Raw genomic sequence first — 26,375 nt, forward strand, 5'->3', positions numbered from 1 at the left:
ACGTTCGCCCTCCGCGAGGCCGCTGTGCAACGTGACGATCGACGTGCCGTTGAGCGCGGCGAAGCGCGCCCGGAAAGCCGCCTCGAATTGGGGCGTCAGATTGATTTCCGGCACGAGGACGAGCGCCTGGGCGTCGGGCTTCGCGGCAAGAATCTCGGCGAGCGCACGCAGATACACCTCGGTCTTGCCGCTGCCCGTCACGCCGTGCAGCAGGAACGGAGCAAAGCCGTCCGCGTCGCGAATTGCTTCGACGGCGGCCGTTTGCTCGTCCGTAAGCGTGGGCAGCACGGGCGCAGGCGCGTCGGGCGACGCCGGAACGGCCTGCACCTCGGCAGCCTCGATGATGTCGAGCGCCACCCACCCCTGCGCTTGCCATGCTTCGAGATTCGCAAGCGCTTTGGGGTGGAGCGCGCGAGCGTCGGCGGCCAGCAGAAAATCGGCGTCGGCGAGCGATTGTGCGAGCTTTCGCAAGGCGCTCGCGCGCGCAGGCAAGGCGTCGGGTAGTGCCTCCCGGCCTTCCGGCGTGACGCTATAGCGCTCCTCCGGTGCGAACAGGCGAGACCAGCGCGACGCATCGCGTAACGCTTGCGGCAACGCCGGCAACGCCACCTCACCCATCCCGCGCTGGTAGTAGTCGGCGGCGAAGGCGCTCAGCCTCAACCATTCCGCGGACAGCGGCGGGCACGCGGTGCATAAGCTGCTGACCGAGCGCAGGCGGTTTTCCGGCACGTCGCTGTGAGCGGTCACTTCGCAGACGAGCCCGACCACGTGCCGCTTGCCGAATGGCACACTGATGAGCATGCCCGGCGCGACGGGTTCAGATGCGTCGTATCGATAGTCGAACAGAGTCGGCAGCGGATGATCCAGCGCAACGCGGACGAAGACCTCGCTCACGCGGCCGCACGACTTGGGGGTGCTGACGCGACGTGACGCCACGTCGCCACGCACATCGGACACGCAGAGAGCCGATCAAAGTTAAAGTAAAACTTCAATAACAGCGCTAAGTTTTGGATTCCGCTGAACAATTGCAATCGATCCGCTGGCCTGTGGATAACTTTGTTGAGAACTTCGCCCGGATGGGCCGCGAACCGCGTCGCGGCGGCCTTCTGTGGGGTACCGCACATTTCGTCTGGCACCCCTCAAACCCTTGCCCGACAAGGGTTAGATCAAATGCGCACGCACTGTGCAAGGGTCAGGACACGACGAAAGGTTCTACTGCGCCGCAGCGTGGCAAATGTGCATAAGTCAAGTCTTGACAATCACGAGACCGCCACCCGACGGCCTATGAACAGCAATTCTCCCCTTAGACCCGGAGCCCACTTCGCTGCGTCGCAACAAAAATGGTAACGATTACGGCCTCACGTTAGTGCATGCGCGCCACCGCGAATCGTGCGGCTGTGACGATGCACTTCGTCGACCAGCTCCGCTACGTTTTCGGGGGGCGTGAACTGCGAGATACCGTGCCCCAGATTGAAGACGTGGCCGGGGTGACTGCCGAAGCTGTCGAGTACCGCGCGCGCTTCCATGCGAATCGAAGCGGGCGGCGCAAACAGCACCGAAGGGTCGATATTGCCTTGTAGCGCGACCTTGCCGCCCACGCGCTCGCGAGCTTTACCCAGATTCACGGTCCAGTCGAGACCGACCGCATCGACGCCGATCCGGGCTATCTCGTCGAGCCACAGACCGCCGCCCTTCGTGAAGGTGATCACCGGCACTTTCTCGCCGTCGTGATCGCGCTTCAACTGGCTCACCACCTGCTGGATGTACTGCAGTGAAAAGCGTTGATAGGCACCGTCCGCCAGCGCCCCGCCCCACGTGTCGAAAATCATCACGGCTTGCGCGCCGGCTTCGATCTGCGCATTCAGGTAGGCCGCGACCGAACGTGCATTGACGTCGAGGATCCGATGCATCAGATCCGGACGTGCGTAAAGCATCGACTTGACTGTGCGGAAGTCCGCCGACCCGCCGCCTTCGACCATGTAGCAGGCCAAGGTCCAAGGGCTGCCCGAAAAGCCGATCAGCGGCACCCGCTGGCGGCCTTGTGCGTCCGTGAGCGCCGTGCGAATTTCGCGAACGGCGTCAGTGACGTAGCGCAGCGTGGCGTCGATGTCCGGCACCGTGAGGCGCGCCACGTCGTCTTCCGTGCGCACCGGGCGGGCGAATTTCGGCCCCTCGCCCGTAACGAATTCGAGTCCGAGGCCCATGGCGTCGGGCACGGTCAGGATGTCGGAGAACAGGATCGCGGCGTCGAGGGGGTAACGATCGAGCGGCTGAAGCGTGACTTCCGTCGCGAACGCCGGACTCTTTGCAAGACCAAGGAAACTGCCTGCGCGACCCCGCGTGGCGTTGTATTCCGGCAGATAGCGACCAGCCTGCCGCATCAGCCAGATCGGCGTGTAGTCGGTAGGCTGGCGCAGCAGCGCGCGCAGGAAGGTGTCGTTCAGGAGTTTATGGGCCACGTTACGTACGACTGAGGGCAAAGGGGCATTTTACCGGAGCGCGCTCGCCCCATCGCGCCCGATACGACCAATAACTGTCCAGCCGCATGGTACCGACAGTTTTCCGTAGCTGCCCGCAGCTGTCACCCTGGCTGAATGGCCGATGTTCAAGGCAGCTTCACCGAGCTACTATCGGACCGTCTTACCAGACAATTACATACAAATGAGAAGGAGACTCGATGAAGCTAGTACTTGCCATCCTCGGCGCCATCGCCGGAGTTTTGATGCACGCAGGCGCGACCGGTGCGCAGACCAGTCCCGCCGCGCCGTCCAGACTGGACGAAATTCTTAGCCGTGGCACGCTGCGCGCTTGCACGACTGGTGACTACAAACCCTATTCGTTCGACAAAGGGGATGGCCAGTTCGAAGGCATCGACATTGACATGACGGAGTCGCTCGCGAAATCGCTCGGTGTGAAGGCGCAATTCGTCAAGACGTCATGGTCGAACCTGATGAACGACTTTGTCGCGAAATGCGATATCGGCGTGGGTGGCGTGTCGCCTACGCTCGAGCGGCAAAAGCGCGCGTTCTTCACGCAGGCTTACATGATCGACGGCAAGACGCCCATCGTGCGCTGCGACGACGTCAGCAAGTATCAGACTGTCGCGCAAATCGACCAGCCGTCGACGCGCGTGATCGTCAATCCCGGCGGGACCAACGAGCGTTTCGCGAAGCAGTACTTTGCGCATGCGAATTTGACCGTCTATCCGGACAACGTGACGATCTTCAAGCAGATCCTTGCTGGGAAGGCCGACGTGATGGTGACGGACGCCTCGGAAACCTTGTTGCAGCAGAAGCTGAATTCGGGTCTTTGTTCCGTGCATCCGGACAAGCCGTTCCAGTATGGCGAGAAAGCTTGGCTGCTGCCGCGCGGCGATGTGGCTTTCCAGCAGTATGTCGACCAGTGGCTCCACCTTGCGCGGGCGACTGGCGAATATCAGGCTATCTCCGACAAGTGGTTGAAATGAAGTAAGTGGCCGGCGCAGATGCCGATTACTTCTGGCGTCGGCCAACATCGTGTAACGAACCGCGTCCAGTTTTAAGAAAAAGCCCAACAACGGCGCCGCATGGTTAACTGCGTGAATTGACCCCTTCAAACGCCGTCGAAAAATGGAGGTTGTTGCTTTGCGATACATCAGACCGCGTTTTAAGTATAAATTTACAGCAGCTCAGCAATACCTGTAACACGGGAGATTTTCCCCATAAAAGATGCGCATGCAACCATTTGATGCGGAATCGACTGAACAATTTACGCCGCAATATGCGACACGAATAGCATCAATCATGGGTATGAAATTGCGAGCGAGTCATCAGTAAAAATTACGTTTCGAGCGTCCAAATTTGCCATGGCTCCCGCAGCGCCTTATTTGGCGGGCGTTACAACCTGAAACACTTTGTTACCGCGCCATTAGAGTAATTCGCCCACAATGCCTCAACGGTTTCAACACGGATGTGGCTGGGTGCATGGTGTGAGCGGATACGATGCACTTGCCGGTCGGCGCATGCCGAAGCCCTGAGAAGGGGCATCCCTGCTGGGGCCGTATTCGGCACAGGGTTGCCGTCTCAGTTGCTCCATCTTTGGTCTCCTCGCGCTAACCCCGTAGCGTGTGGTTTTTAGCGGGCTCCAGGCCCGCTTTTTTTTCGTCTGGCCAAACGTTTGCGCATACGGCACGCTCCGGCTTTGCTTCAATTCAGGTCGGTTGGCGAAGCCACCAGAACGGTTCTGGCTTCTGTTTGCGCCGCGCGGTTTGCCGTTAGCAATTACCAGCGCGGCTCTATTCTGCGCGTCATGCTGTCCTGTCTTCCTGCAGCTTCAATTCGCTAATCATCCGTTCGCGCATGATGAATTTCTGCACTTTGCCGGTCACCGTCATGGGCAGTTCGTCGACGAAACGGACGTACTTCGGCACTTTGTAGTGCGCAATTTGCCCTTGGCAGAATTGCTGAATCTCTTCGGCGCTCGCCTGCTCACCCGAGCGCAGCACGACCCATGCGCAGACTTCCTCGCCGTACTTCGCGTCGGGCACGCCGAACACCTGCACGCTCTGGATTTTCGGGTGGCGGAACAGAAATTCTTCGACCTCTCGCGGATAGATGTTTTCCCCTCCGCGAATCAGCATGTCCTTCAATCGGCCCACAATGTTGCAGTAACCCTCGGCATCGAGCGTTGCCAGATCGCCGGTATGCATCCAGCCGTCGATCACGCTTTCGCGCGTCTTCGCCTCGTCGCCCCAGTAACCCTGCATCACCGAGTAGCCCCGCGTGCACAGTTCGCCAGTCTCGCCCACCGGCACGATCTCGCCGAGCGGATCGACGATCTTCACCTCCAGATGCGGCTGAATGCGGCCCACCGTGGTGGTGCGTTTGTCGAGCGGGTCGGTCGTCGAACTCTGGAACGACACGGGGCTGGTTTCCGTCATGCCGTACGCAATCGTGATCTCGCTCAGATGCATCTTCGAGACGACCCTCTTCATCGTTTCGATCGGGCACGGCGAGCCCGCCATGATGCCGGTGCGCAGTTGCGAGAAGTCGTAGCCGGCGAAGTCCGGGTGATCGAGTTCGGCGATGAACATGGTCGGCACGCCGTGCAAGGCGGTGCACTTTTCTTCGGCCACCGCGGCGAGGGTCGCGGCGGGGTCGAAGCCTTCGCCTGGAAACACCATATTCGCGCCGACCGACACGCACGCCAGCACCGACAGGACCATCCCAAAACAGTGGTACAGCGGGACGGGAATACATAAGGCGTCCTGCTCGGACAGCCGCATCGCCATCGCGATGTAGCGCGCGTTGTTGACGACGTTGCTATGGGTTAGCGTTGCGCCTTTCGGATTTCCCGTCGTACCGCTCGTGAACTGAATGTTGATCGGTTCGTGGCATGTCAGCGTTGCGCCAACGGCTTCCAGTTGCGCGATGTCGAGCGTCGCGCGTCCCCGTTCAATCAGTTCGGAAAAGCTCATCATGCCAGGCGTTTCGGTGTCGCACATGCGAATCACGTAGCGCAACTCCGGCAACCGTGCGGCGTGAAGGTCGCCCGGCGCCTGCGCCGCCAGTTCGGGAGCAAGTTCCTGCAGCATTTCGAGGTACATCGACGTCTTGAAACGCTCGGCGGCAATGACCGCCTTGCAGCCGACCTTGTTTAACGCATATTCGAGCTCCGCGAGTCGATAGGCCGGGTTGATGTTGACCAGCACCGCGCCGATCCGCGCGGTCGCGAATTGGGTAAGCAACCACTCCACGCGGTTTGGCGACCAGATGCCCACGCGGTCGCCCTTCGCGATGCCGAGTGTGAGAAGCCCGGCCGCCAGCACGTCCACTTCGTCTGCAAATTCCTTCCACGTCCAGCGAATGCGCTGCTCGCGAAACACCACGGCCGGGCGGTCGGCAAAGCGCCTGGCCGTGTCGCGAAGAAACTGGCCGACGGTCGCTTCGCTCAACGGGATTTCGGTCGACCCACGCACATACGAAAGTCCGCCTTTGGGTTCGATGAGTGCACCTTCGCCTGACGCTTGCGTTGCCATGGTGTTGTCTCCGTGAGCGGAAGCTCGCCCGATTGAAATGAATTTGAAATCGATTGTGCCACCGGCGTGCGTTCTTATGGCATCAAGTCTTACCCGCAGCGCATCGCGCGGACTTGCGCGACAGGCGTGCGATCGGTCCGATCGCATCATTGTGCAGACCTTTCCGTAAACGTCAATTCGTGGTCAAAAAAAAGCAGCCGCGAAGGCTGCTTTCTCTCTGATACGTATGCCTTTTAGTTCTGACCACGCAGCTTGCGCAGACGCTGAATCGCAGCGAGCTGAGCCGTCGCGTAAGCCAATTCCGCTTGCGCGGTGGCGTATTCGAGGTTCGAACCCGTGTTTTGCAGCGCTTCTTCCGCGCGCTTGCGTGCATCTTCAGCTTTGGCTTCGTCGAGATCCTTGCCACGGATCGCGGTGTCGGCGAGAACCGTCACTGCGCCCGGCTGGACTTCGAGGATGCCGCCGGCGACGAACACAAACTCTTCTTCGCCGTTCTCAGCTTCGATGCGCACCGCACCCGGACGAATCCGCGTGATGAGCGGCGTGTGGCCCGGCAAAATACCGAGTTCACCCGCTTCGCCCGGCAGCGCGACGAACTTCGCCTGGCCCGAGAAGATCTGCTCTTCCGCGCTGACGACGTCTACTTTAATGGTTGCCATAACTGTCGACTCCTGTCGACGAGAGCTAGCGCTTGAGCGCCTATTCTCGTCCCATGCAAGGCTACAAGGTGAGCGTAGTGAGAGGCGCCCGCTTTGCGGTCCGATACAGCACAACCATATCGACACGCACAAGCCGACGCCCGCTTCGTTACACCCGACCCTTACTGGATCTTCTTGGCCTTTTCGAAGGCTTCGTCGATCGTGCCGACCATGTAGAACGCTTGTTCCGGCAGGTGGTCGCATTCGCCTTCAACGATCATCTTGAAGCCACGGATCGTTTCCTTCAGCGGCACGTACTTGCCCGGCGAACCCGTAAACACTTCAGCGACGTGGAACGGCTGCGACAGGAAACGCTGGATCTTACGAGCGCGCGCAACGGCGAGCTTGTCTTCCGGCGCCAGTTCGTCCATGCCCAGAATCGCGATAATGTCGCGCAGTTCCTTGTAGCGCTGCAGCGTCTGCTGCACGCCACGCGTGATCGAATAGTGCTCTTCGCCAATCACGTTCGGGTCGATCTGACGCGAGGTCGAATCGAGCGGGTCGACTGCCGGGTAGATGCCCAGCGAAGCGATGTCACGCGACAAGACGACGGTTGCGTCCAGGTGGCCGAAAGTCGTAGCCGGCGACGGGTCGGTCAAGTCATCCGCAGGGACGTACACGGCCTGAACCGACGTGATCGAGCCGGTCTTGGTCGACGTAATACGCTCTTGCAGCTTACCCATTTCTTCAGCCAGCGTCGGCTGATAGCCCACTGCCGACGGCATACGGCCGAGCAGTGCCGACACTTCCGTGCCTGCCAGCGTGAAACGGTAAATGTTGTCGACGAAGAACAGCACGTCGAGGCCTTCGTCACGGAAGTGCTCAGCCATCGTCAGACCGGTCAGCGCGACGCGCAGACGGTTGCCCGGCGGCTCGTTCATCTGGCCGTACACCAGCGCGACCTTGTCGAGAACGTTCGAGTCCTTCATTTCGTGATAGAAGTCGTTCCCTTCGCGGGTACGTTCGCCAACACCGGCGAACACGGAGTAACCACCGTGTTCCTTGGCGATGTTGTTGATCAGTTCCATCATGTTCACGGTCTTGCCCACGCCGGCGCCACCGAACAGACCCACCTTACCGCCCTTCGCGAACGGGCAGATCAGGTCGATAACCTTGATGCCAGTTTCGAGCAGCTCGGTCGACGGCGACAGTTCGTCGAACGCCGGAGCCTTCTGGTGAATACCGCGAACCACGTCCGAGTTGATCGGGCCGGCTTCGTCGATCGGGCGACCCAGCACGTCCATGATCCGCCCCAGAGTCGGCTTGCCGACCGGCACGCTGATCGGGTTACCCGTGTTCTTCACGACCGTGCCGCGACGCAGGCCGTCCGAAGCACCCAGACAGATGGTACGGACGACGCCGTCGCCCAGCTGTTGCTGGACTTCTAGGGTCAGTTCCGAACCTTCGAGAATGAGCGCGTCGTAAATCTTCGGCATGTCCGAACGCGGGAATTCCACGTCGATCACCGCGCCGATGCACTGTACGATCTTGCCTTCTACCAAAGCAGTAGTACTCATCGCTTTTCCTTTAGATACTCAATTCTTCACTCGCGCAAAGGCGCAATTTCGATGGGCCGCCAAGGTGGGGCGCGCCTCACGGGCGCACACGAAGCGGCGTGACTGACCGTCGAGGTCAGACTGCCGCCGCGCCACCGACGATTTCCGACAGTTCTTTCGTGATCGCGGCCTGACGGCTCTTGTTGTACACGAGCTGCAGTTCGTTGATGACCTGCTTCGCATTGTCCGAAGCAGCCTTCATCGCGACCATCCGCGCCGACTGCTCCGATGCCATGTTCTCCGCGACGGCCTGATAGACCAGCGCTTCGACATAACGCACCAGCAGTTCGTCCACCACTGCCTGCGCATCCGGCTCGTAGATGTAGTCCCACTGCGTGCTCGGCGTCGTGCTGTCTTCTTCCTTGCGCTCGAACTGGTCTGCCGACAGCGGCAGCAGTTGCTCAATCACCGGCTCCTGCTTCATCGTGTTGACGAAGCGCGTGTATGCCAGGTACACCGCCGACACCTTGCCTTCCGAGTACAGGTCGAGTTGCACCTTCACCGCGCCGATCAGCTTTTCCAGATGCGGCGTATCGCCCAGATGCACGACGTTCGACACCACCTTGGCGCGCAAACGGTTCAGAAAACCCAGACCCTTGGTGCCGATCGCAGTTGCTTCGACCGTCTTGCCCTGGCCTTCCAGTTCCTTGAACTTCTGCGTCGACGCGCGCAACACGTTGGTGTTCATCCCGCCGCACAGACCCTTGTCGGTGGTGACGAGGATGATGCCGGCCGCCTTCGCGCCTTCGTTCGACACCATGAACGGGTGACGATACTCAGGGTTCGCACGGCTCATGTGCGCAGCGATGTCGCGGACCTTGTCGGCATACGGGCGAGCAGCGCGCATGCGCTCCTGAGCGCGGCGCATCTTCGATGCGGCCACCATCTCCATCGCTTTCGTGATCTTGCGCGTGTTTTGCACGCTCTTGATCTTGCCGCGAATTTCCTTCATTCCAGCCATTGCTTGCTCCTTGTCGGCCCGAGTTAGCGCTTTAGCGCTTACTCGGGTCCCATGCAAAGCGATCGAAGCGGCGCGAGGGCATTCACATGCGTCCCGCTCCGCTTCAAGGTCCGTTTATGCCTTGCGGATCATTCGCGGATCAATAAGCGCCGGACCTCTTGAAGTCTTTGAGGACCGTGTGCAGCAGGCCTTCGTCGTCCTTCGAGAGTTCCTTGGTATCTTCGATGCGCTTGACCAGGTCAGCGTGGCTCGACTTCAGGTGCTCGCGCAGGCCCTTTTCGAACGGCAGGACTTGCGGGACTTCGAGGTCGTCGAGGTAGCCGTTGTTCGCTGCGAACAGCGAAACAGCCAGTTCCCACACTTGCAGCGGTTGGTACTGCGGCTGCTTCAGCAGTTCCGTCACGCGGCGGCCGCGCTCCAGCTGCTTACGGGTCGCTTCGTCGAGATCCGAGGCGAACTGGGCGAATGCTGCGAGTTCACGGTACTGTGCGAGGTCGGTACGGATACCACCCGACAGCTTCTTCACGACCTTCGTCTGAGCCGCACCACCCACGCGCGACACCGACACGCCGGCGTTAATCGCCGGGCGGATACCTGCGTTGAAGAGGTCGGTTTCCAGGAAGATCTGGCCGTCGGTAATCGAGATCACGTTCGTCGGAACGAATGCGGTCACGTCGCCTGCTTGCGTTTCGATGACCGGCAGTGCCGTCAGCGAACCGCTCTTGCCCTTCACTTCGCCGTTCGTGAACTTCTCGACGTACTCTTCCGAGACGCGAGCAGCACGCTCCAGCAGACGCGAGTGCAGATAGAACACGTCGCCCGGATACGCTTCACGGCCCGGCGGGCGGCGCAGCAACAGCGAGATCTGACGATACGCCCAAGCCTGCTTGGTCAAGTCGTCGTAAACGATCAGCGCGTCCTGACCGCGGTCGCGGAAGTATTCGCCCATCGTGCAGCCGGCGTAAGGTGCGAGGTACTGCATCGCAGCCGATTCCGAAGCCGAAGCGGCCACGACGATCGTGTATTCCAGCGCGCCGGTTTCTTCCAGCTTACGCACCACGTTCATGATCGACGAAGCCTTCTGGCCGATCGCGACGTAGATACAGAAAAGGTTCTTGCCCTTCTGGTTGATGATCGCGTCGACTGCGACTGCGGTCTTGCCGCACTGGCGGTCGCCAATGATCAGCTCACGCTGGCCGCGGCCAACCGGCACCATCGCGTCGATCGACTTCAGACCGGTCTGGACCGGCTCCGAAACCGACTTACGCCAGATCACACCCGGAGCAATCTTTTCGATTGCGTCGGTCTTCTTCGCGTTGATCGGGCCCTTGCCGTCGATCGGATTGCCAAGTGCATCGACCACGCGGCCGAGCAGTTCCGGACCCACCGGCACTTCGAGAATGCGGCCCGTCGTCTTGACGATGTCGCCTTCCGAAATGTGTTCGTACTCACCCAGAATCACGGCGCCGACCGAGTCGCGCTCGAGGTTCAGTGCGAGACCGAAGGTGTTGCCCGGAAATTCGAGCATTTCGCCCTGCATCACTTCCGACAGGCCGTGAATACGCACGATACCGTCGGTCACGGAGATCACGGTACCCTGGTTGCGAACGTCTGCGCTCGCTTCAAGGCCCTGGATCCGGCTCTTGATCAGCTCGCTGATCTCAGAGGGATTGAGTTGCATTATTCGCTCCTGATAGTCAATTCTGTTGCGTGCCAGCCGCTTCAGCGCCGTGGGCGCTTCAGGCCGTCAGAGCCGTTTGCATGCTGGCAAGCCGCGCGCGGACCGAGGTATCGAGCACTTCGTCGCCGACCGTCACGCGCACGCCGCCGATCAACGACGAGTCCACCTGGACCGTCGGCTTCAGCTTGCGTTTGAACTTGCGTTCGAGACTTGCGACGAGTTCGTTCAACTGCGCGCCTTCGAGCGGGAATGCGCTGACGATCAGCACATCGGCCGCCCCTTCGCGGGCATTCTTCAACTCTTCGAACTGCACGGCGATTTCCGGCAGCAATTGCAGGCGATGGTTGTCCACCAGCATTTGCACCAGATTCTTCGCTTGCGCGTTGTCCTTGAGCGGCGACTTGACCGCGGCCAGCAGCAGTTCGCTGACCTGGGCGCGGCTTACTTTCGGGCTCGAGGAAATCGACAGCACTTCGGGCAGACGCGCAACCTGTGCCAGCTCCTGCACGAGGGTAGACCAGGCGGCGATGTCACCAGCTTCGGCCACGCCAAAGAGCGCTTCTGCGTACGGACGGGCGATGGTTGCAAGTTCGGCCATGATCAGAGCTCGGCTTTCAGTTGATTCAGCAGGTCAGCGTGAGCTGCCTGGTCGACTTCGCGCTTCAGGATCTGTTCGGCGCCCTTCACAGCTAGCGCAGCGACTTCGCCGCGCAGCGTTTCGCGCGCCTTGACGACTTGCTGCTCCGCGTCGGCCTTCGCTTGCGCGATGATGCGAGCGGCTTCAGCTTGTGCCTGAGCCTTGATTTCGTCAGCGACTGCCACCGCGCGCTTTTCCGCGTCGGCAATACGTTGCTGACCGTCGTTGCGCGCCTGGGCGAGTTCCTGGTCGACGCGCTTGTGAGCAGCTTCGAGTTCTTGCTTGCCCTTTTCAGCAGCCGACAAACCGTCAGCAATCTTCTTCGAGCGCTCGTCGAGGGCGTTGATCAACGGCGGCCACACGAACTTCATCGTGAACCACGCGAGGATCAGGAACACGACCATTTGCGCAAACAGGGTTGCGTTGAGATTCACGGTGTTTCCTTAAACGTTGCTAGTTCGGAAAGTGAAACGGCAAGGCGCTCATCGATTCTGTATTCGATCAGCGCCCCAGTGCCCGTTCCGCCCTGCGCCTTTACCAGTTATAGCTCAGGCGCAAACTTCCGAGGAACCTCAGCCTGCCAGCTTCGACAGCAGCGGGTTCGCGAACGCAAACAGCATTGCCACACCAACGCCAATCAGGAACGCCGCATCGATCAGACCAGCCAGCAGGAACATCTTGGTTTGCAGCGGGTTCATCAGCTCCGGCTGACGAGCACATGCTTCGATGTACTTGCCGCCCATCAGGCCGATACCGATACAGGCGCCGATTGCACCCAGGCCGATGATGATGCCGATACCGATGGCGGTCAGACCCTGGATGTTGGCGATGAAAGCTTGCATGATCACTCCTTTGTGAAAAGTCTTTTAGAACTGGTTGGAACTGGGATTTAAAAACTAAAGCGATTCTTTTTGACGGCGCAGGTTAGTGCGTGTCGTGTGCCTGGCCGATATACACCAGCGTCAGCATCATGAAAATGAACGCCTGCAGCAGAACGATCAGGATGTGGAAGATTGACCACACGCTGCCGGCGATCACGTGGCCGATGAAGCCAAGCACCGTCGTGTCCGCGCCGAAGCTCCAGATGCTGCCGAGCAGGGCAATCAGCAGGAACAACAGTTCGCCCGCGTACATGTTGCCGAACAGCCGCATGCCGAGCGAGACCGTCTTCGCGACGAACTCGATGATGTTCAGTGCAAGGTTCGGAATCCACAGGAGCGGATGCGCGCCGAACGGAGCGGACAGCAGTTCATGCACGAAGCCGCCTGCGCCCTTGATCTTGAAGTTGTAGTAAATCATCAGCACGAACACGCCGAGCGCGATACCGAGCGTGCCGTTCAAGTCGGCGGTAGGCACGAGGCGATGGTGCGGGATGGCTTCAGACAGACCCAGCCAGCCGATCACATGGCCCGGCAGGTCGACAGGGATAAAGTCGAGCGAGTTCATCAGCGCGACCCAGACGAACACGGTCAGGGCCAGCGGTGCGATGAAGGTGCGCGTGCCGTGGATCATCGACTTCGATTGATCCTCGACCATTTCGACCAGCATTTCGATGGCGCACTGGAAACGGCCCGGCACGCCGGACGTCGCCTTGCGGGCAGCGAGATGCAGAATGAAGATAGTGGCCAGACCGCAAACGATCGACCAGAAAAGGGTGTCCAGATTCCACACGTGAATGTCGAAAATCGACGTCTGGTGCGCGTTGGAAAAGTTCTGCAAGTGGTGCGCGATGTACTCGGACGGATCCATTGCGCGCGTGCCTTCGCTAGCTGCCATATCGTTAAAGCCACCCAAATTGTCGAAAATCGTCTTAGGCCGCACCCGCAGCAATGCTGTATTGCGGGAACACGCCGGGTGCGGACCGTGTCGTATCCGCACACCTGGTGCTGGCGCTGCGCGCCAGCCTGAATTTTTTGCTGCTAACTGTTTCTGCTACCTTAGCGCCACGCCAAGGCGATCCAGTAAGTCTTGAGCGCGATGAGGTAGGTCACGAGCAGCGGCACCCAGCGTACGTCGTGATACCAGAAAGCGATGGCTACAAACATCGCAATCGTTGTCCCCATCTTGAGCGCTTCGCCGATCATCCAGCTCATCACTGTCTCGGCGCCGCTCAGCGTTCTAAGGCGTGCCGCGAACAGCGCGCCAGGGATCCAGCAAATCGCCCCACCCAGAAACGCGGACAGCGCAGCAGCGCCCGGCGGCTTGTAGAACAGCCACCACACCAGCGTAGCACCCAGGGACAAAACCATTTGCGCCATCACGACCTTGAAAGGCGTGACGCGCGATGGACGACTCACGTTAGGACCAAACAGCTTTTCAGCCTCGGCCCGCGTGAGCGGAACGATATTGTTATCTTCTTGCTCGACGCCCCATGGCTCGTCATGCGTAACTTGCTGGCCGGAGGACGAATCGGCAACGGTGCGTTCAGCGCGGTGTCCGTCGTGCCCATTTTCCGGCGCTTGATTCGACGTTTTGACCGCCATCGCAGTGTTCCGAAAGTCTTGATCAGCTCGCGAGCTTTCGCTGCGCTTACGGGGTTGCCGTGCAATTAAATCCGGGCGATTGTAAGCGATAGTTGCAGGCAATTCAAGACTTTAGGCCGTTCAATAACCGGCATCAAAGGCGCCCTCGCTGCGCGGGAACGGCATTCTGCCACGGGAAAACACGCCAAATGTAAGGCGGCTGGGGGATGGCAAAACGGGGGTGTGGAATTGCGCAGGCTTGCGCGTAATCATAGGTCGCGCAGACGTTGTGGCGGACGTGTCGAAAACACAACAAACGTCAATTTTTGCGTGCGGGATTGGACGCCGACGGGTAGAGAACGAGCGGCGTGGAGGCGCAAGGTCCTTATAACGAGGCTGCGAAGTCATCGGCAGATTCGCGAACCAGTTAACGGTTAGCCGCGAACGATTAGCTTAACCGCATCAAGCGGGTTAGAAGTCATACCAGTACGTGGGCTCTGCTCTCCCCGCAAGCGCCGCTGAGCCTCGCGAGGACGCGACTCCACATCTGCTGTGACGGAAGCCGAACGCGCGACCAGCATCCTACGCACCGCGTCGGCGGTCGCCGCAAGCCGCCCGCGCCGCAGCCAAGCGGCCTCGTTGGCACGAACATGATTCGCGCGACACACCGATATATCTCGATTCCTTATTATCCGACCTTCACTTTTATTTAGGATATCCAATCAAATTCGGCGTGGGATGCCAAGCAACAGAACCGGCCGACCAGGTGTACGCGCAGCGCCAACACGGGAACGCAGTCGAAGTGCGCCAAATAGCTTGTTGCATAGAACGTTGAACGCGCCGCAAGCCTATTCAGCACCCTTCCTACGCAATCCACGTTTCACGCAGTAGCATTGCCACGCAATCGAACGAGAATGCCTTCCAGCGCATCCAGATCGCCGAAGTCGACCAACACTTGGCCCCGGCCGCGTCGACCGAGCTTGATCTTGACCGTTGCCGACAGCAGATCCGACAGCTCCTCCTCGAGCCGCCGCGTATCGCGTCCGCCATCGGGATTCGCGCGCGCCTTGACCGCTGGGGCGGCCTTCGTGGTCGTCGTCACCAGTTTTTCGGTTTCACGCACGGACATGCGCTTGTTGACCACCTGATTGGCCAATGTGATCTGAGTGGCGCCGTCGACTGCCAGCAGCGCGCGGGCGTGCCCCATGTCCAGGTCGCCGGCCAGCAGCATCGTCTGCACCGGCGACGCGAGGTTGAGCAAGCGCAATAAGTTCGATACCGCGCTGCGCGAGCGGCCCACCGACTCTGCCGCCTGCTCGTGCGTGAAATTGAATTCGTCGAGCAAGCGCTGGATACCCTGCGCCTCTTCCAGCGGATTCAAATCCTCGCGCTGAATATTTTCGATCAGCGCCATCGCGGCGGCAGCCTGGTCTGGCACATCCTTCACCAGTACCGGCACCTCTTCGAGACCCGCTAGGCGCGCGGCACGAAAACGCCGCTCCCCCGCAATGATTTCGTATCTGTCCGCCGAAACAGGACGCACGAGGATCGGTTGCATCAGTCCCTGAGCGCGGATGCTGGCCGCCAGTTCCTGCAACGCGCCTTCGTCCATTCGCGTACGCGGCTGGTACTTGCCCGCCTGCATCTTGCTGAGCGGCAGCACATTGGGCGCACCTTCGATTGTCACCGCTTCCGTGATATCGGCGGTACCGCCTAGCAATGCCTCAAGACCGCGTCCCAATCCCTTCTTTCTTGCTACTGCATTCATCGTGCTTCCTCGGTCCACTTAGGATGCCTGGGGGGCGTCATTCAACGCGCGCACCCGCTCAATCATTTCCGCGCCGAACTGCACATACGCCTGAGCGCCGCGCGATGCCCGGTCGAACACCACGCCGGGCAAGCCATAGCTCGGCGCCTCGGCCAGACGTACGTTGCGTGGGATGACCGCGTCGAACACCTTGTCGCCGAAATGCTCTTTCAGTTGGTCTGAAACTTGCTGTTGCAACGTGATGCGCGGATCGAACATCACGCGCAGCAGGCCGATCACCTTCAAGTCCCGGTTCAGGTTGGCATGCACCTGTTTGATCGTGTTGACCAGATCGGACAAGCCTTCAAGCGCGAAGTACTCGCACTGCATGGGAATCACGACACCGTGCGCGGCGCACAGACCATTGAGTGTCAGCAGCGACAATGCCGGCGGGCAGTCGATCAGTACAAAATCGTATTCGCTCTCGACCGCCGCGAGCGCCCCCTTCAACTGCCGTTCACGATTTTGTACGCTGACGAGTTCCACCTCGGCGCCCGCGAGTTCGCGGTTGGCGGGCAGTACGTCGTAGCTGACTGCTTCTGGACGTATGCGCGCATCGGCCACCGAGACGTTATCCACGAGCACTTCGTAGACGGTGTTAGCGCATGCGGCCTTGTCGATACCGCTGCCCATCGTGGCGTTACCCTGCGGGTCCAGGTCGATGAGAAGAACTCGCTGTCCCTGCGCTGCCAGGCTCGCGGCCAGATTGACTGTGGTGGTCGTCTTGCCGACGCCACCCTTCTGGTTCGCAACGCAGAAGATTTTTGCCATCGTTGGTGTGTCCCTTTTGCTGCTGGATGAAGAAAAATTCGTTGATGACGCCGAGCCGATCTGCGCTGGCAAAAGGCTTAGTTGTCGGCATCCACCAGAACCTTGATCAGATGCCGCTCCGCGTCGAGGAACGGTACTTGCAGCCTGATGATCTGTTCCGCGTGGGCACCGGCCGGCAAACGTTCGATCTCGCCCTCCGGCCTCACGCCTTTCATTGCCCAGATCGCCCCCTGCTCCGCAACCAGATGACGGGCCAGTGTAACGAAATCCGCGAGCTCTGCGAATGCGCGCGAGACAATTACGTCGAACTTTGCCGGTACTTCGGCGCCCTGCCGCAAGACCTCGACGCGGCCGGTCACGACCAACAGGTTGGCAAGGCCGAGTTCGGCCTTCGCCTGCGACTGAAACGCCGTCTTCTTATGAACGATGTCGTTCACGGTGACGGTCCAATCGGGTAAAACGATCGCCAGCACGATTCCTGGGAGGCCCCCTCCCGACCCCACGTCGAGCACCGATGACGGGCCACGCGGCGCGAGATGCGACACGATCGACAGTGAATCGAGGATGTGCTGGATCAGCATTTGCCGCGGATCGCGGATCGCCGTCAGGTTATAGACGGCGTTCCATTTCGACAGCAGCGCCACGTAGTCGAGCAGCTTGCCGCGTTGCGTGTCGCTCAAATCGAGGCCGAGTTCGCGGACGCCGTCCGCTAGCAGTGGCGCCAACGCTTGCTGAATACTGCTCTTCTGGCTCGCCGTCATTGCGGCACCGCCGTGCTATCGGCGCCGGGTTCGGCGGGTTTCGTCGAACGACGGCCCAAGCCGCGCTTCAGGTGGACCATCAGCAAGGAAATTGCAGCCGGTGTGATGCCCGAAATGCGCGATGCCTGACCGATGGTTTCGGGACGGAATTGCGTCAGCTTCTGACGAGCTTCGAACGACAGGCCTCGGACTTCTGCATAGTCCAGCCCTTCGGGCAGGCGCGTGCTTTCGTGGGCCTCATTCCGCTCGATCTCACTAGCCTGTCGGTCGATATAGCCCTGATACTTGACGCCAATCTCGATCTGCTCCTTGATCTGAGCAAGCAATACATCGTCTTCTGCAAGCATCTCGGGCGCGCCGCATGTGCCAGCACGCAATCCGCAAACGCCGTCGTAGGTCACACCCGGGCGGCGCAGCAGATCGGCGAGGCTGTATTCATGGTCGATTGGCTTGCCGAGCAAGGCTGTCGCTTCGTCGGCCGGCAACGTCTTAGGATTGACCCACGTCGCGCGCAGTCGCTCTGTTTCACGTGAAACAGCGTCGCGCTTGCGGCGAAAGGCGTCCCAACGGATGTCGTCGACCACGCCAAGCTCGCGCCCGATCTCGGTCAGGCGCATATCGGCATTGTCTTCCCGAAGGCTCAGACGATATTCAGCCCGGCTAGTGAACATCCGGTACGGCTCGGACACGCCGCGTGTCACAAGATCATCGACCAGCACGCCAAGGTAGGCCTGATCCCGACGCGGACACCATGCATCCTTGCCCTGTACGTACAAACCCGCGTTGATGCCCGCCAGCAGACCTTGCGCGGCCGCCTCTTCGTAACCGGTCGTCCCATTGATCTGGCCGGCGAAGAAGAGACCGTTGATCACTTTGGTTTCCAGTGATGCCTTCAACCCGCGCGGATCGAAATAATCATACTCAATCGCGTAACCAGGCCGCAGGATATGCGCGTGTTCCAGACCGCGCATCGAGCGCACCAATTCCAGCTGAACATCGAACGGCAGGCTCGTGGAAATCCCGTTTGGATAGAACTCGTTGGTGGTCAGCCCTTCCGGCTCCAGGAAGATCTGGTGCGATTCCTTCGATGCAAAGCGGTGGATCTTGTCCTCGATAGACGGGCAATAGCGCGGCCCTACGCCCTCGATGACGCCCGTATACATCGGCGACCGGTCGAGCCCGCCCCGGATGATGTCGTGCGTCCGCTCGTTCGTATGCGTTACCCAGCACGGCACCTGCCGCGGATGCTGCTCCACGCGCCCCAGAAATGAAAACACCGGCACGGGGTCCAGATCGCCTGGCTGCTCTTCCAGCTGCGAAAAGTCGATCGTGCGACCGTCGATCCGCGGGGGCGTACCCGTCTTGAGTCGGCCTTGCGGCAGCTGCAATTCCTTTAGCCGTGCGGAAAGCGAAACCGCAGCCGGATCGCCCGCGCGACCACCCGTATAGTTGTTCAAACCCACGTGAATCTTGCCGTCGAGGAACGTCCCGGCCGTCAACACCACCGCCCGCGCGCGAAAACGAATTCCCACCTGCGTCACGGCGCCAACGACACGATCGCCCTCTACTATCAAATCGTCGACAGCCTGCTGGAACAGCCACAGGTTTGGCTGATTCTCCAGCCGATGCCGGATCGCCTGTTTGTACAGCAGACGGTCCGCCTGAGCGCGTGTGGCCCGAACGGCGGGACCCTTCGACGAATTGAGGATGCGGAACTGGATCCCGCCCTCGTCCGTGGCGGCTGCCATGGCGCCGCCGAGCGCATCGACTTCCTTGACGAGATGGCCCTTGCCGATGCCGCCAATCGACGGATTGCAGCTCATCTGGCCAAGGGTTTCAATGTTGTGGGTCAGCAGGAGCGTCGTATTGCCCATGCGCGCCGAGGCCAACGCGGCCTCTGTGCCGGCATGACCGCCGCCAACGACAATGACGTGAAATTCTGTGGGAAAGAGCATTGCGGATCTCACGCCAGATCGTCGCGTGAGCCTTAAAGGAAAAGTATGGACGAATTATAACGGGTTCGGTTTCGGCCCGAATTTCGTCCGAGTGGCCATACAAAAAAAGCGGTGTGTTTCACGTGAAACACACCGCATATAGGTCCCGCCACCCGCTAAAAAGTACGCGACTACGCCACTTTCTTGGCCAACCCCAAATAGGTTTCGATGACGCGTGGATTTTGCGCCAAATCCGGAGCGGGCCCCTCCAATGCTAGCTCTCCGGTTTCCAGTACATAGCCATAGTCGGAAATTTGCAAAGCGGCTCGCGCATTCTGCTCGATCAGCAGCGTCGCAACGCCGGTCTGCCGTAACGCGCTAATGATGTGGAAAATTTCTTTTACGATCAGCGGCGCAAGACCCAGACTCGGTTCATCGAGCATCAACAGATCGGGCTTTCCCATCAGCGCACGCCCCACCGCCAGCATCTGCCGCTCACCGCCAGACAATGTACCGGCAGCCTGCTTCCGACGCTCCTTTAGTCGCGGAAACAGTGTGAAAACCGGCTCAAGCTGGTCGAGGAAATTGCGCTCCCCCGCGCGCTTGCGTCGATATGCTCCGAGGACCAGGTTGTCTTCCACCGTCATCGATGCAAAAAGCTCTCGCTTCTCGGGTACCAGACACATGCCGCGAGCCACCCGCTTCTCGACCGGCACCGCGCTCACGTCCTCGCCCTGATAGACGACGGCGCCCTTCGCATGGCCGGAAGTCGGCAGCGCGCCCATGATGGCGTTCAGCAACGTGGATTTGCCCGCTCCGTTTGGACCGATCACCGAGACGATCTGCCCGGCCCGCACCTTGATCGCAGCCCCGTGCAGCGCTTCGACCTTGCCGTATCGGACCGACAGTCCGGCCACGTCGAGAATCGGTGCAACAGCCTTCATTGTGTTCTCCATCACTCCACCCCGCCCAGATACGCTTCGAGCACCGCCGGGTCTTGTTGCACATCCAACGGCAACCCTTCCGCGATCCGCGTCCCGAACTCCATGACGACTAGCCGATCGGTGAGATTCATCACGAAGTCCATGTCGTGCTCCACCAGCAGCACGCTCATGCCTTCCGCCTTGAGGCGACGCAACAGATCAGCGAGCTGCAACTTTTCCTGATAGCGCAAGCCGGCCGCAGGTTCGTCCAACAGCAACAACGTCGGGTCACAGCACAAAGCGCGAGCAATTTCGAGGATCCGTTGCTGGCCCAGCGCGAGACTGCCAGCCTCATCGTACATATGCTGTTCGAGCCCCACGCGACGAATCTGTCGAGCCGCCTCCGCCATCAGGCGCGCTTCTTCCGCGCCGTTCAGACGTGCGACACTGCGCCAGACACCCGCCTGGCCGCGCAAATGCGCGCCGATCGCGACGTTCTCGAGCACCGTCATCCCCGGCAGAAGCTTGACGTGCTGGAAGGTTCTGCCGATCCCACGCCTAACGATTTCGCGTGAACTCAACGAATCGATACGCTCGCCGCGGAACGTGATCTCACCACTGGTCGCCTGCAGCACCCCCGTAACCAGATTGAAGGTCGTTGACTTACCGGCTCCGTTCGGCCCGATCAGCCCGATAATTTGCCCCGCTTTCACCTCGAAGCTGACGTCGTTGACCGCGACTAGACCGCCGAACTGCTTGCGCGCCTTGTTCACTGTCAGCAGATCTTCGCCGGCTTCCGGCTTGCTGCGCTGCGGCAACGGTTCCGCCTCATCTGGCAGATGCGCGCGCGGACCACGGGGGAAGAAGCGTGCGACGAACGGCCAAACCCCTTGGCGGGCGTACTGCAGCAGTAACACCATCAAGATGCCGAATACGATCACTTCGAAGTTGCCGTTTTCCCCGAGCAGCTTCGGCAGCAGCGTTTGCAGATAGTCCTGCAGCAACGTCAAGATCGCCGCGCCGAGGACCGCCCCCCACACGTGCGACACGCCTCCGACCACCGCCATGAACAGAAACTCGATGCCGTGATTCAGGCCAAACGGCGTGGGATTCACCGCGCGTTGCAGATGGGCGTACAGGAAGCCCGACACCGACGCCAGCACCGCTGCATAGACGAAAATCACGACGCGCATCCAGCCAGTGTTCACACCCATCGCCTCAGCCATCATGCCGCCTCCGCGCAGCGCGCGAATTGCGCGCCCCGGCCGGCTATTAAGCAGATTCTGAACAGAAATCACCGCACCGAGCACGACCAGCCAGATCAGGTAATAGATATGCCGACCGGACTCCAGGTTGATGCCGAAAACATTCAGCACCGGAATTCCATTGATGCCGTCGTACTTACCTAGCATCTCCAGATTGCCGAACAGATAGAACAGCGCAAGCCCCCACGCGATCGTGCCGAGCGGCAGAAAGTGGCCGGACAGACGCATCGTCACGAGGCCCAGCATCAGCGCGATCAATGCGGTCACGACGACGCCCGCGATCAACGCGAGCCACGGCGACACGCCATACGTGGTCGTCAGATACGCGGTCGCGTAGGCGCCGATGCCGACAAACGCCGCCTGCCCAAAGCTCGTCATCCCGCCGATGCCAGTCAGCAGTACGAGTCCGATCGCGACGATCGAATACAGGCCGATGTAGTTGAGCAACGTCACCCAGTATTCGGGCACGTGAATGGGCTGCGGCAACACCGGCAGCGCGAACAGCACCACGAGGAACAACCAGAAGAACTTGTTTTGCATGATCCGTTTCATCGTGTCACTCCTCTTCCTCTTCGGCGTGCGGGCTGGCAAGACTTCGCCAGAGCAGCACGGGGATGATCAGCGTGAACACGATCACTTCTTTATAAGCGCTCGCCCAGAACGACGAATACGACTCCAGCAGGCCCACCAGGATAGAGCCCGCTGCCGCCAGCGGATAGCTGACCAGACCGCCGATAATCGCCCCCACAAAGCCCTTCAGACCGATCAGGAAGCCCGAGTCGTAGTAAATGGTGGTCAGGGGTGCCACGAGGATTCCGCACAGCGCGCCGAGCCCGGCTGCCAGCGTGAACGCAAGGCGCCCCGCTTGCGTGGTGCCGATGCCGACGAGCCGTGCACCGAGCCGGTTCACCGACGTCGCGCGCAACGCCTTGCCCGAGATCGAGCGATCGAAGTACAGGTACAACGCGCCAATCAGCACGACCGCTGTGCCGACCACCCACAGACTTTGTCCGGAGATCGACAGGCTGCCGGCGCTGAACGTCGCATCCGAGAACGCGGTCGTGCGCGAACCTTCCGCGCCGAACATCACGAGCCCCAGTCCAACCATCGCGAAGTGCACTGCGACTGCCACGATCAGCAACAACAGCGTGGTCGCTTCCGCGATCGGCTCATAGGCAAGCCGGTAGACGAACGGACCCATTGGAATCACGATCAGAAGCGTCAGGGCGATCTGTACGATCATCGGCAGCGGCTGTAGGAAAACACCCCGCGTGAGCGCGTACACCGCGATCGGAAACAGCAGGTATTTCCCGGCCAGCGTAACCAGGGTCCGTGCCGCGTGTCGGCGACGCTCGGCATGCCGCACTAGTCCCACTACCTCGACGACGAAGCAGGCCGCGCCCATCGCCATCAGCAGCCAGCAGGTGGCCGGAAACTTCTGTGTCTGCAGTGCGGCGAGCGTCAGCGCGCCGTACGAAACAAACTCCCCCTGCGGGATGAAGATCACCCGCGTCACGGAGAACACCAACACCAGCGCGAGCGCGAGCAGCGCGTAGATCGCGCCGGTGGTGATGCCGTCCTGCGCGAGGATCGCCGCAATTGATAGATCCATACTTCCTCGTCCTGAAGCGTCGAAACCGAAATCGGGAACGGTCGTGACGTGGCGGCAGAAGCCGCGGCCGGCCACCGACCTGCAATGACTGAAAAGGCAACCGCCGCACCGTGTTCCGGCGCGGCGGTCGATGCCATTGTCATCGAACACAATGGCAATGCGGCGTCAGATGCCGCAGATTGCGCGAGAGGCGCGTACCGCTTTTTATCGTTAGTCGTTGTGCAGCTTCCACTTGCCGTCGACGATCTGCACGATCACGCGCGCACGCTTGTCGAGGCCGTTGTGGTCGGTCGTCGTGGTGTTCATGATGCCGTGCGACACCGGCAGTTCCTTGATGTTTTCGAGCGCGCCGCGCAGTGCCACGCGGAATGCTTCAGTGCCCGGCTGAGCGGTCTTCAGCGCCACCGGAATCGCCGCTTGCAGCATCTGGCCGGCATCCCATGCGTGACCGCCGAAGGTCGCCACCGAGCCCGCTCCATACGCTTTCTCGTAAGCCGTCTTATACGCTTGCGACGACTTCTTCACCGGATTCGAATCCGGCAACTGGTCTGTCACGAGGATCGGGCCAGCCGGCAGGAATTCGCCCTCGCAATCCTTGCCGCACACGCGCAGGAAGTCGTTATTCGCGACGCCGTGCGTCTGGTAGACCTTGCCCTTGTAGCCGCGCTCCTTGAGCGTCTTGGCCGGCAGCGCCGACGGCGTACCCGCGCCGGCGATCAACACGGCGTCAGGATTCGCGCCCATCGTCTTGAGCACCTGGCCGGTCACCGATGCGTCGGTGCGATTAAACCGCTCGTTGGAAACGATCTTCAGGTTGTGCGCGGCGGCCGCAGCGGTGAAGACGTTATTCCAGCCGTCGCCATACGCGTCCGCGAAGCCGATGAAGCCCACCGTCTTCACACCGTGATGCTCCATGTAGTCGGCGATCGCGTCGGCCATCAAGCTGTCGTTCTGCGGCGGTTTGAAGGCCCATGCGCGCTTCGCGTCCATCGGCGAGATGATCGCCGCCGATGCCGCCAATGAGACCACCGGCGTCTTGCCTTCGGCGGCGGCGTCGAGCATCGCGAGCGAATTCGGCGTGACGGTCGAACCGATGATCGCGTCGACGTGATCCTCATCGATCAGCTTGCGCGTGTTCTGCACGGCCTTGCCGGTATCCGAGCCGTCGTCGAGCACGATGTACTGCACTGTCTTCCCGCCGATCTCTTTCGGCAACAACGCGATCGTGTTCTTCTCAGGAATCCCGAGCGATGCGGCCGGCCCCGTTGTCGACAACGTTACCCCAATTTTCACCTGGGCAAACGCCACGCCGGCACCGCACATCAACGCCATCGCGATGCCGGTGCGTACCCATTGCCTTGTCTTGTTCATTGCGAGTCTCCAAACGCTTTGAAGCGCGTATCTGTAATCCGGCTTGACGACCGGGTGTCTGAATCTAGTTATAGGGTTCAGGTGTGCCAAGCATGGTTTTCCCTGCTCGGCGCGAATACCTTCGCCGTTTTGTTGGGTGCCGCTCCCCTCTCTCACACTACGGCGAACCGCCGCGATTTCCTGCGCCAGTCGCCTCACTTCCGTACTTCGAATTCAACTCAACAAACTACTAACATGTTAGTAGTATTGCGTTCTGCATCATTGACGGTCAATAGACCGTTAGGCAAATGAGGGTTTGTCCTGAAGCGACGGAACCACACTTTTGACGTGATGCAGACAATAAAAAAGACGCGTCAACTGCACGCGTCTTTTTCAATGAGGTTCCTTATCGCTGCGCCTTCGCTCAGTCGCCGGCCAGCTTCCACTTGCCGCCGACGATCTCCACCATCACGCGCGCCCGCTGGTCGAGGCCAGCGTGGTCGTTCGCGCTCATGTTGAAGATGCCGTGCGACGCGGGCAGGTCTTTGGTGTTCTCCAGTGCTGCGCGCAGCGCCTCGCGAAACGCTGGCGTGCCCGGCTGGCCGTTCTTCAGTGCGAGCGGAATCGCGCGCTGCAGCAGCAAGCCGGCATCCCATGCGTGACCGCCGAAAGTCGACACCGAGCCGGCGCCGTAAGCGGTTTCGTATGCGTGCTTGTAGGCGAGCGCGGTCTTCTTCACCGGGTTCGAATCGGGCAGCTGATCGGCGACCAGCAGCGGGCCAGCGGGCAGCCAGGTGCCTTCGCAGTCCTTGCCGCACACGCGCAGGAAGTCGTTATTTGCGACACCGTGCGTCTGGTAGTACTTGCCCTTGTAGCCACGCTCCTTGAGCGTTTTCTGCGGCAGCGCGGCCGGCGTGCCCGCCCCCGCGATCAGCACCGCATCCGGGTTCTGCGTCATCATCTTCAACACCTGGCCCGTGACCGACGCGTCGTTGCGCGCAAAGCGCTCGTTCGCGACGACCTTGATCTTCGCGAGATCAGCGGCCTTACCGAACTCCTTGAACCAGCTCTCGCCGTACGCGTCCGAAAAGCCGATGAACGCGACCGTCTTCACGCCGTGATTCGCCATATGCTGCGCGATCGCGGTGGCCATCAAAATGTCGTTTTGCGGTGTTTTGAAGACCCATGCACGCTTCGCGTCCATCGGTTCGACGATGCTCGCCGCGGCGGCCATCGAGATCATCGGCGTGCCGCTTTCGCTGGCGACGTCGATCATTGCGAGCGAATTCGGCACCACGGTCGAGCCGATCAACGCATCCACGTGATCTTCACTGGTGAGCTTGCGTGCGTTCTTGACCGCCTGAGTGGAATCGGTCGCATCGTCGAGCACGATGTAGTCGATTTTCTGACCCGCCACTTCTTTAGGCAGCAACGCGACGGTGTTCTTTTCCGGAATGCCGAGCGAGGCGGCCGGCCCCGTTGCCGACACGGTGACGCCGATTTTCACGTCCGCGAATGCATGACCGCTCCATGTTGCGGATACCCCAGTGGCGACCAATGCCGCGCTAATCCAACGCAATGCCGACTTCATCCCGCTCCTCTATCAACACCGTTATTCATTTGAATTTAAATCCGCGGATTTAAATACCGACCCAGCGGTCGGTGAATAGGAAGTTTAGCGGACGAAAGCCCCACGCTGCAAGCGCTTTGCAGGGTTATACGGTGTGATGTCGTGAGCGCTTCGGTGAATAAAAAATGACTGCCGAATTGGCAACGAATGGAATGACGCTTTAGCAAAGCACAAATAAAAAGCGCTGTTGGATATCAATCCAACAGCGCTTTCGTCTGGGCACTGAGTGCCTCATTGTCTCCTCGTTCTCCACCTGCAAATTCGTGGTGCATCAGAACTGCATGAAGGTTAAACGACCCCCCCCTCTGCTA

At 60.4% G+C, this 26,375-nt stretch carries 22 protein-coding genes; 1 reads left to right on the forward strand and 21 read right to left on the reverse strand.

Annotated features, from left to right (window positions below):
- Positions 1 to 894, reverse strand: an 894-nt coding sequence (locus CIC12_RS22235; RefSeq protein WP_168667045.1) for a primosomal protein N' family DNA-binding protein, incomplete at its 3' end; no start/stop codon positions are given.
- A 464-nt stretch (positions 895 to 1,358) separates the two neighbouring features.
- Entirely contained in the window at positions 1,359 to 2,459 is a 1,101-nt protein-coding gene (gene hemE / locus CIC12_RS22240) for a uroporphyrinogen decarboxylase (RefSeq protein ID WP_168667047.1), read from the reverse strand.
- 218 nt (positions 2,460 to 2,677) lie between these two features.
- Between hemE and CIC12_RS22245 the strand changes: the two genes are divergently transcribed.
- Positions 2,678 to 3,466 carry a transporter substrate-binding domain-containing protein gene (locus tag CIC12_RS22245; protein WP_168667049.1) on the forward strand — a complete coding sequence of 263 codons (789 nt, stop codon included), beginning with the start codon at positions 2,678 to 2,680 and terminating at the stop codon, positions 3,464 to 3,466.
- An 819-nt stretch (positions 3,467 to 4,285) separates the two neighbouring features.
- Here CIC12_RS22245 and CIC12_RS22250 read toward each other — a convergent pair.
- The 19 genes from CIC12_RS22250 to CIC12_RS22340 form a co-directional block, all read right to left on the reverse strand.
- Positions 4,286 to 6,016: an AMP-binding protein gene (locus CIC12_RS22250; protein ID WP_168667051.1), complete on the reverse strand. Its 1,731-nt coding sequence runs from the start codon at positions 6,014 to 6,016 to the stop codon at positions 4,286 to 4,288.
- Positions 6,017 to 6,249: 233 nt separating this feature from the next.
- Positions 6,250 to 6,675 carry a F0F1 ATP synthase subunit epsilon gene (locus CIC12_RS22255; RefSeq protein WP_073427836.1) on the reverse strand — a complete coding sequence of 142 codons (426 nt, stop codon included), beginning with the start codon at positions 6,673 to 6,675 and terminating at the stop codon, positions 6,250 to 6,252.
- Positions 6,676 to 6,836: 161 nt separating this feature from the next.
- On the reverse strand, positions 6,837 to 8,231 hold the full coding sequence (gene atpD / locus CIC12_RS22260; RefSeq protein WP_020067427.1) for a F0F1 ATP synthase subunit beta: 1,395 nt from the start codon (positions 8,229 to 8,231) through the stop codon (positions 6,837 to 6,839).
- Positions 8,232 to 8,346: 115 nt separating this feature from the next.
- Positions 8,347 to 9,231, reverse strand: a complete 885-nt coding sequence (gene atpG, locus CIC12_RS22265) for a F0F1 ATP synthase subunit gamma (RefSeq protein ID WP_168667053.1) — start codon at positions 9,229 to 9,231, stop codon at positions 8,347 to 8,349.
- 139 nt (positions 9,232 to 9,370) lie between these two features.
- Complete coding sequence (gene atpA, locus CIC12_RS22270) at positions 9,371 to 10,912, reverse strand: F0F1 ATP synthase subunit alpha (RefSeq protein WP_168667055.1); 1,542 nt, start codon at positions 10,910 to 10,912, stop codon at positions 9,371 to 9,373.
- 58 nt (positions 10,913 to 10,970) lie between these two features.
- Positions 10,971 to 11,510: a F0F1 ATP synthase subunit delta gene (locus tag CIC12_RS22275; RefSeq protein WP_168667057.1), complete on the reverse strand. Its 540-nt coding sequence runs from the start codon at positions 11,508 to 11,510 to the stop codon at positions 10,971 to 10,973.
- 2 nt (positions 11,511 to 11,512) lie between these two features.
- The gene (locus tag CIC12_RS22280; protein WP_168667059.1) at positions 11,513 to 11,983 is read right to left on the reverse strand and encodes a F0F1 ATP synthase subunit B; all 471 of its coding nucleotides are present in this window, start codon (positions 11,981 to 11,983) and stop codon (positions 11,513 to 11,515) included.
- Between the two features lie 138 nt (positions 11,984 to 12,121).
- Positions 12,122 to 12,391, reverse strand: coding sequence for a F0F1 ATP synthase subunit C (atpE, locus tag CIC12_RS22285; RefSeq protein ID WP_007180033.1), 270 nt, complete (start codon positions 12,389 to 12,391; stop codon positions 12,122 to 12,124).
- A gap of 82 nt (positions 12,392 to 12,473) precedes the next feature.
- Complete coding sequence (gene atpB, locus CIC12_RS22290; protein WP_168667061.1) at positions 12,474 to 13,325, reverse strand: F0F1 ATP synthase subunit A; 852 nt, start codon at positions 13,323 to 13,325, stop codon at positions 12,474 to 12,476.
- A 161-nt stretch (positions 13,326 to 13,486) separates the two neighbouring features.
- Positions 13,487 to 14,032, reverse strand: a complete 546-nt coding sequence (locus CIC12_RS22295) for an ATP synthase subunit I (RefSeq protein ID WP_168667063.1) — start codon at positions 14,030 to 14,032, stop codon at positions 13,487 to 13,489.
- An 859-nt stretch (positions 14,033 to 14,891) separates the two neighbouring features.
- Complete coding sequence (locus tag CIC12_RS22300; RefSeq protein WP_168667065.1) at positions 14,892 to 15,779, reverse strand: ParB/RepB/Spo0J family partition protein; 888 nt, start codon at positions 15,777 to 15,779, stop codon at positions 14,892 to 14,894.
- Between the two features lie 18 nt (positions 15,780 to 15,797).
- On the reverse strand, positions 15,798 to 16,589 hold the full coding sequence (locus tag CIC12_RS22305) for a ParA family protein (protein WP_168667067.1): 792 nt from the start codon (positions 16,587 to 16,589) through the stop codon (positions 15,798 to 15,800).
- A gap of 77 nt (positions 16,590 to 16,666) precedes the next feature.
- Positions 16,667 to 17,350: a 16S rRNA (guanine(527)-N(7))-methyltransferase RsmG gene (gene rsmG, locus CIC12_RS22310; RefSeq protein ID WP_168667069.1), complete on the reverse strand. Its 684-nt coding sequence runs from the start codon at positions 17,348 to 17,350 to the stop codon at positions 16,667 to 16,669.
- Positions 17,347 to 19,305, reverse strand: coding sequence for a tRNA uridine-5-carboxymethylaminomethyl(34) synthesis enzyme MnmG (gene mnmG / locus CIC12_RS22315; RefSeq protein ID WP_168667071.1), 1,959 nt, complete (start codon positions 19,303 to 19,305; stop codon positions 17,347 to 17,349). Before mnmG ends, rsmG begins: the two co-directional genes overlap by 4 nt.
- A gap of 170 nt (positions 19,306 to 19,475) precedes the next feature.
- Complete coding sequence (locus tag CIC12_RS22320) at positions 19,476 to 20,228, reverse strand: ABC transporter ATP-binding protein (RefSeq protein ID WP_174772145.1); 753 nt, start codon at positions 20,226 to 20,228, stop codon at positions 19,476 to 19,478.
- 11 nt (positions 20,229 to 20,239) lie between these two features.
- Positions 20,240 to 22,024: a branched-chain amino acid ABC transporter ATP-binding protein/permease gene (locus tag CIC12_RS22325; RefSeq protein ID WP_168667075.1), complete on the reverse strand. Its 1,785-nt coding sequence runs from the start codon at positions 22,022 to 22,024 to the stop codon at positions 20,240 to 20,242.
- Positions 22,025 to 22,028: 4 nt separating this feature from the next.
- Positions 22,029 to 23,084, reverse strand: a complete 1,056-nt coding sequence (locus tag CIC12_RS22330; protein ID WP_168667077.1) for a branched-chain amino acid ABC transporter permease — start codon at positions 23,082 to 23,084, stop codon at positions 22,029 to 22,031.
- A gap of 210 nt (positions 23,085 to 23,294) precedes the next feature.
- Positions 23,295 to 24,455, reverse strand: a complete 1,161-nt coding sequence (locus CIC12_RS22335; RefSeq protein WP_168667079.1) for an ABC transporter substrate-binding protein — start codon at positions 24,453 to 24,455, stop codon at positions 23,295 to 23,297.
- Between the two features lie 403 nt (positions 24,456 to 24,858).
- Positions 24,859 to 26,025, reverse strand: coding sequence for an ABC transporter substrate-binding protein (locus CIC12_RS22340; RefSeq protein ID WP_168667081.1), 1,167 nt, complete (start codon positions 26,023 to 26,025; stop codon positions 24,859 to 24,861).
- Positions 26,026 to 26,375: the final 350 nt, after the last annotated feature.

The organism is Paraburkholderia sp. SG-MS1 (genome assembly GCF_012275575.1).
Lineage (GTDB): Bacteria > Pseudomonadota > Gammaproteobacteria > Burkholderiales > Burkholderiaceae > Paraburkholderia.

Bases quoted from the DNA above. Each gene is read 5' to 3' on its own strand.
- CIC12_RS22245 (WP_168667049.1), top strand. From the start codon at position 2,678: ATGAAGCTAGTACTTGCCATCCTCGGCGCCATCGCCGGAGTTTTGATG.
- CIC12_RS22250 (WP_168667051.1), bottom strand. From the start codon at position 6,016: ATGGCAACGCAAGCGTCAGGCGAAGGTGCACTCATCGAACCCAAAGGC.
- CIC12_RS22255 (WP_073427836.1), bottom strand. From the start codon at position 6,675: ATGGCAACCATTAAAGTAGACGTCGTCAGCGCGGAAGAGCAGATCTTC.
- atpD (WP_020067427.1), bottom strand. From the start codon at position 8,231: ATGAGTACTACTGCTTTGGTAGAAGGCAAGATCGTACAGTGCATCGGC.
- atpG (WP_168667053.1), bottom strand. From the start codon at position 9,231: ATGGCTGGAATGAAGGAAATTCGCGGCAAGATCAAGAGCGTGCAAAAC.
- atpA (WP_168667055.1), bottom strand. From the start codon at position 10,912: ATGCAACTCAATCCCTCTGAGATCAGCGAGCTGATCAAGAGCCGGATC.
- CIC12_RS22275 (WP_168667057.1), bottom strand. From the start codon at position 11,510: ATGGCCGAACTTGCAACCATCGCCCGTCCGTACGCAGAAGCGCTCTTT.
- atpE (WP_007180033.1), bottom strand. From the start codon at position 12,391: ATGCAAGCTTTCATCGCCAACATCCAGGGTCTGACCGCCATCGGTATC.
- atpB (WP_168667061.1), bottom strand. From the start codon at position 13,325: ATGGCAGCTAGCGAAGGCACGCGCGCAATGGATCCGTCCGAGTACATC.
- CIC12_RS22295 (WP_168667063.1), bottom strand. From the start codon at position 14,032: ATGGCGGTCAAAACGTCGAATCAAGCGCCGGAAAATGGGCACGACGGA.
- CIC12_RS22300 (WP_168667065.1), bottom strand. From the start codon at position 15,779: ATGAATGCAGTAGCAAGAAAGAAGGGATTGGGACGCGGTCTTGAGGCA.
- CIC12_RS22305 (WP_168667067.1), bottom strand. From the start codon at position 16,589: ATGGCAAAAATCTTCTGCGTTGCGAACCAGAAGGGTGGCGTCGGCAAG.
- rsmG (WP_168667069.1), bottom strand. From the start codon at position 17,350: ATGACGGCGAGCCAGAAGAGCAGTATTCAGCAAGCGTTGGCGCCACTG.
- mnmG (WP_168667071.1), bottom strand. From the start codon at position 19,305: ATGCTCTTTCCCACAGAATTTCACGTCATTGTCGTTGGCGGCGGTCAT.
- CIC12_RS22320 (WP_174772145.1), bottom strand. From the start codon at position 20,228: ATGAAGGCTGTTGCACCGATTCTCGACGTGGCCGGACTGTCGGTCCGA.
- CIC12_RS22325 (WP_168667075.1), bottom strand. From the start codon at position 22,024: ATGAAACGGATCATGCAAAACAAGTTCTTCTGGTTGTTCCTCGTGGTG.
- CIC12_RS22330 (WP_168667077.1), bottom strand. From the start codon at position 23,084: ATGGATCTATCAATTGCGGCGATCCTCGCGCAGGACGGCATCACCACC.
- CIC12_RS22335 (WP_168667079.1), bottom strand. From the start codon at position 24,455: ATGAACAAGACAAGGCAATGGGTACGCACCGGCATCGCGATGGCGTTG.
- CIC12_RS22340 (WP_168667081.1), bottom strand. From the start codon at position 26,025: ATGAAGTCGGCATTGCGTTGGATTAGCGCGGCATTGGTCGCCACTGGG.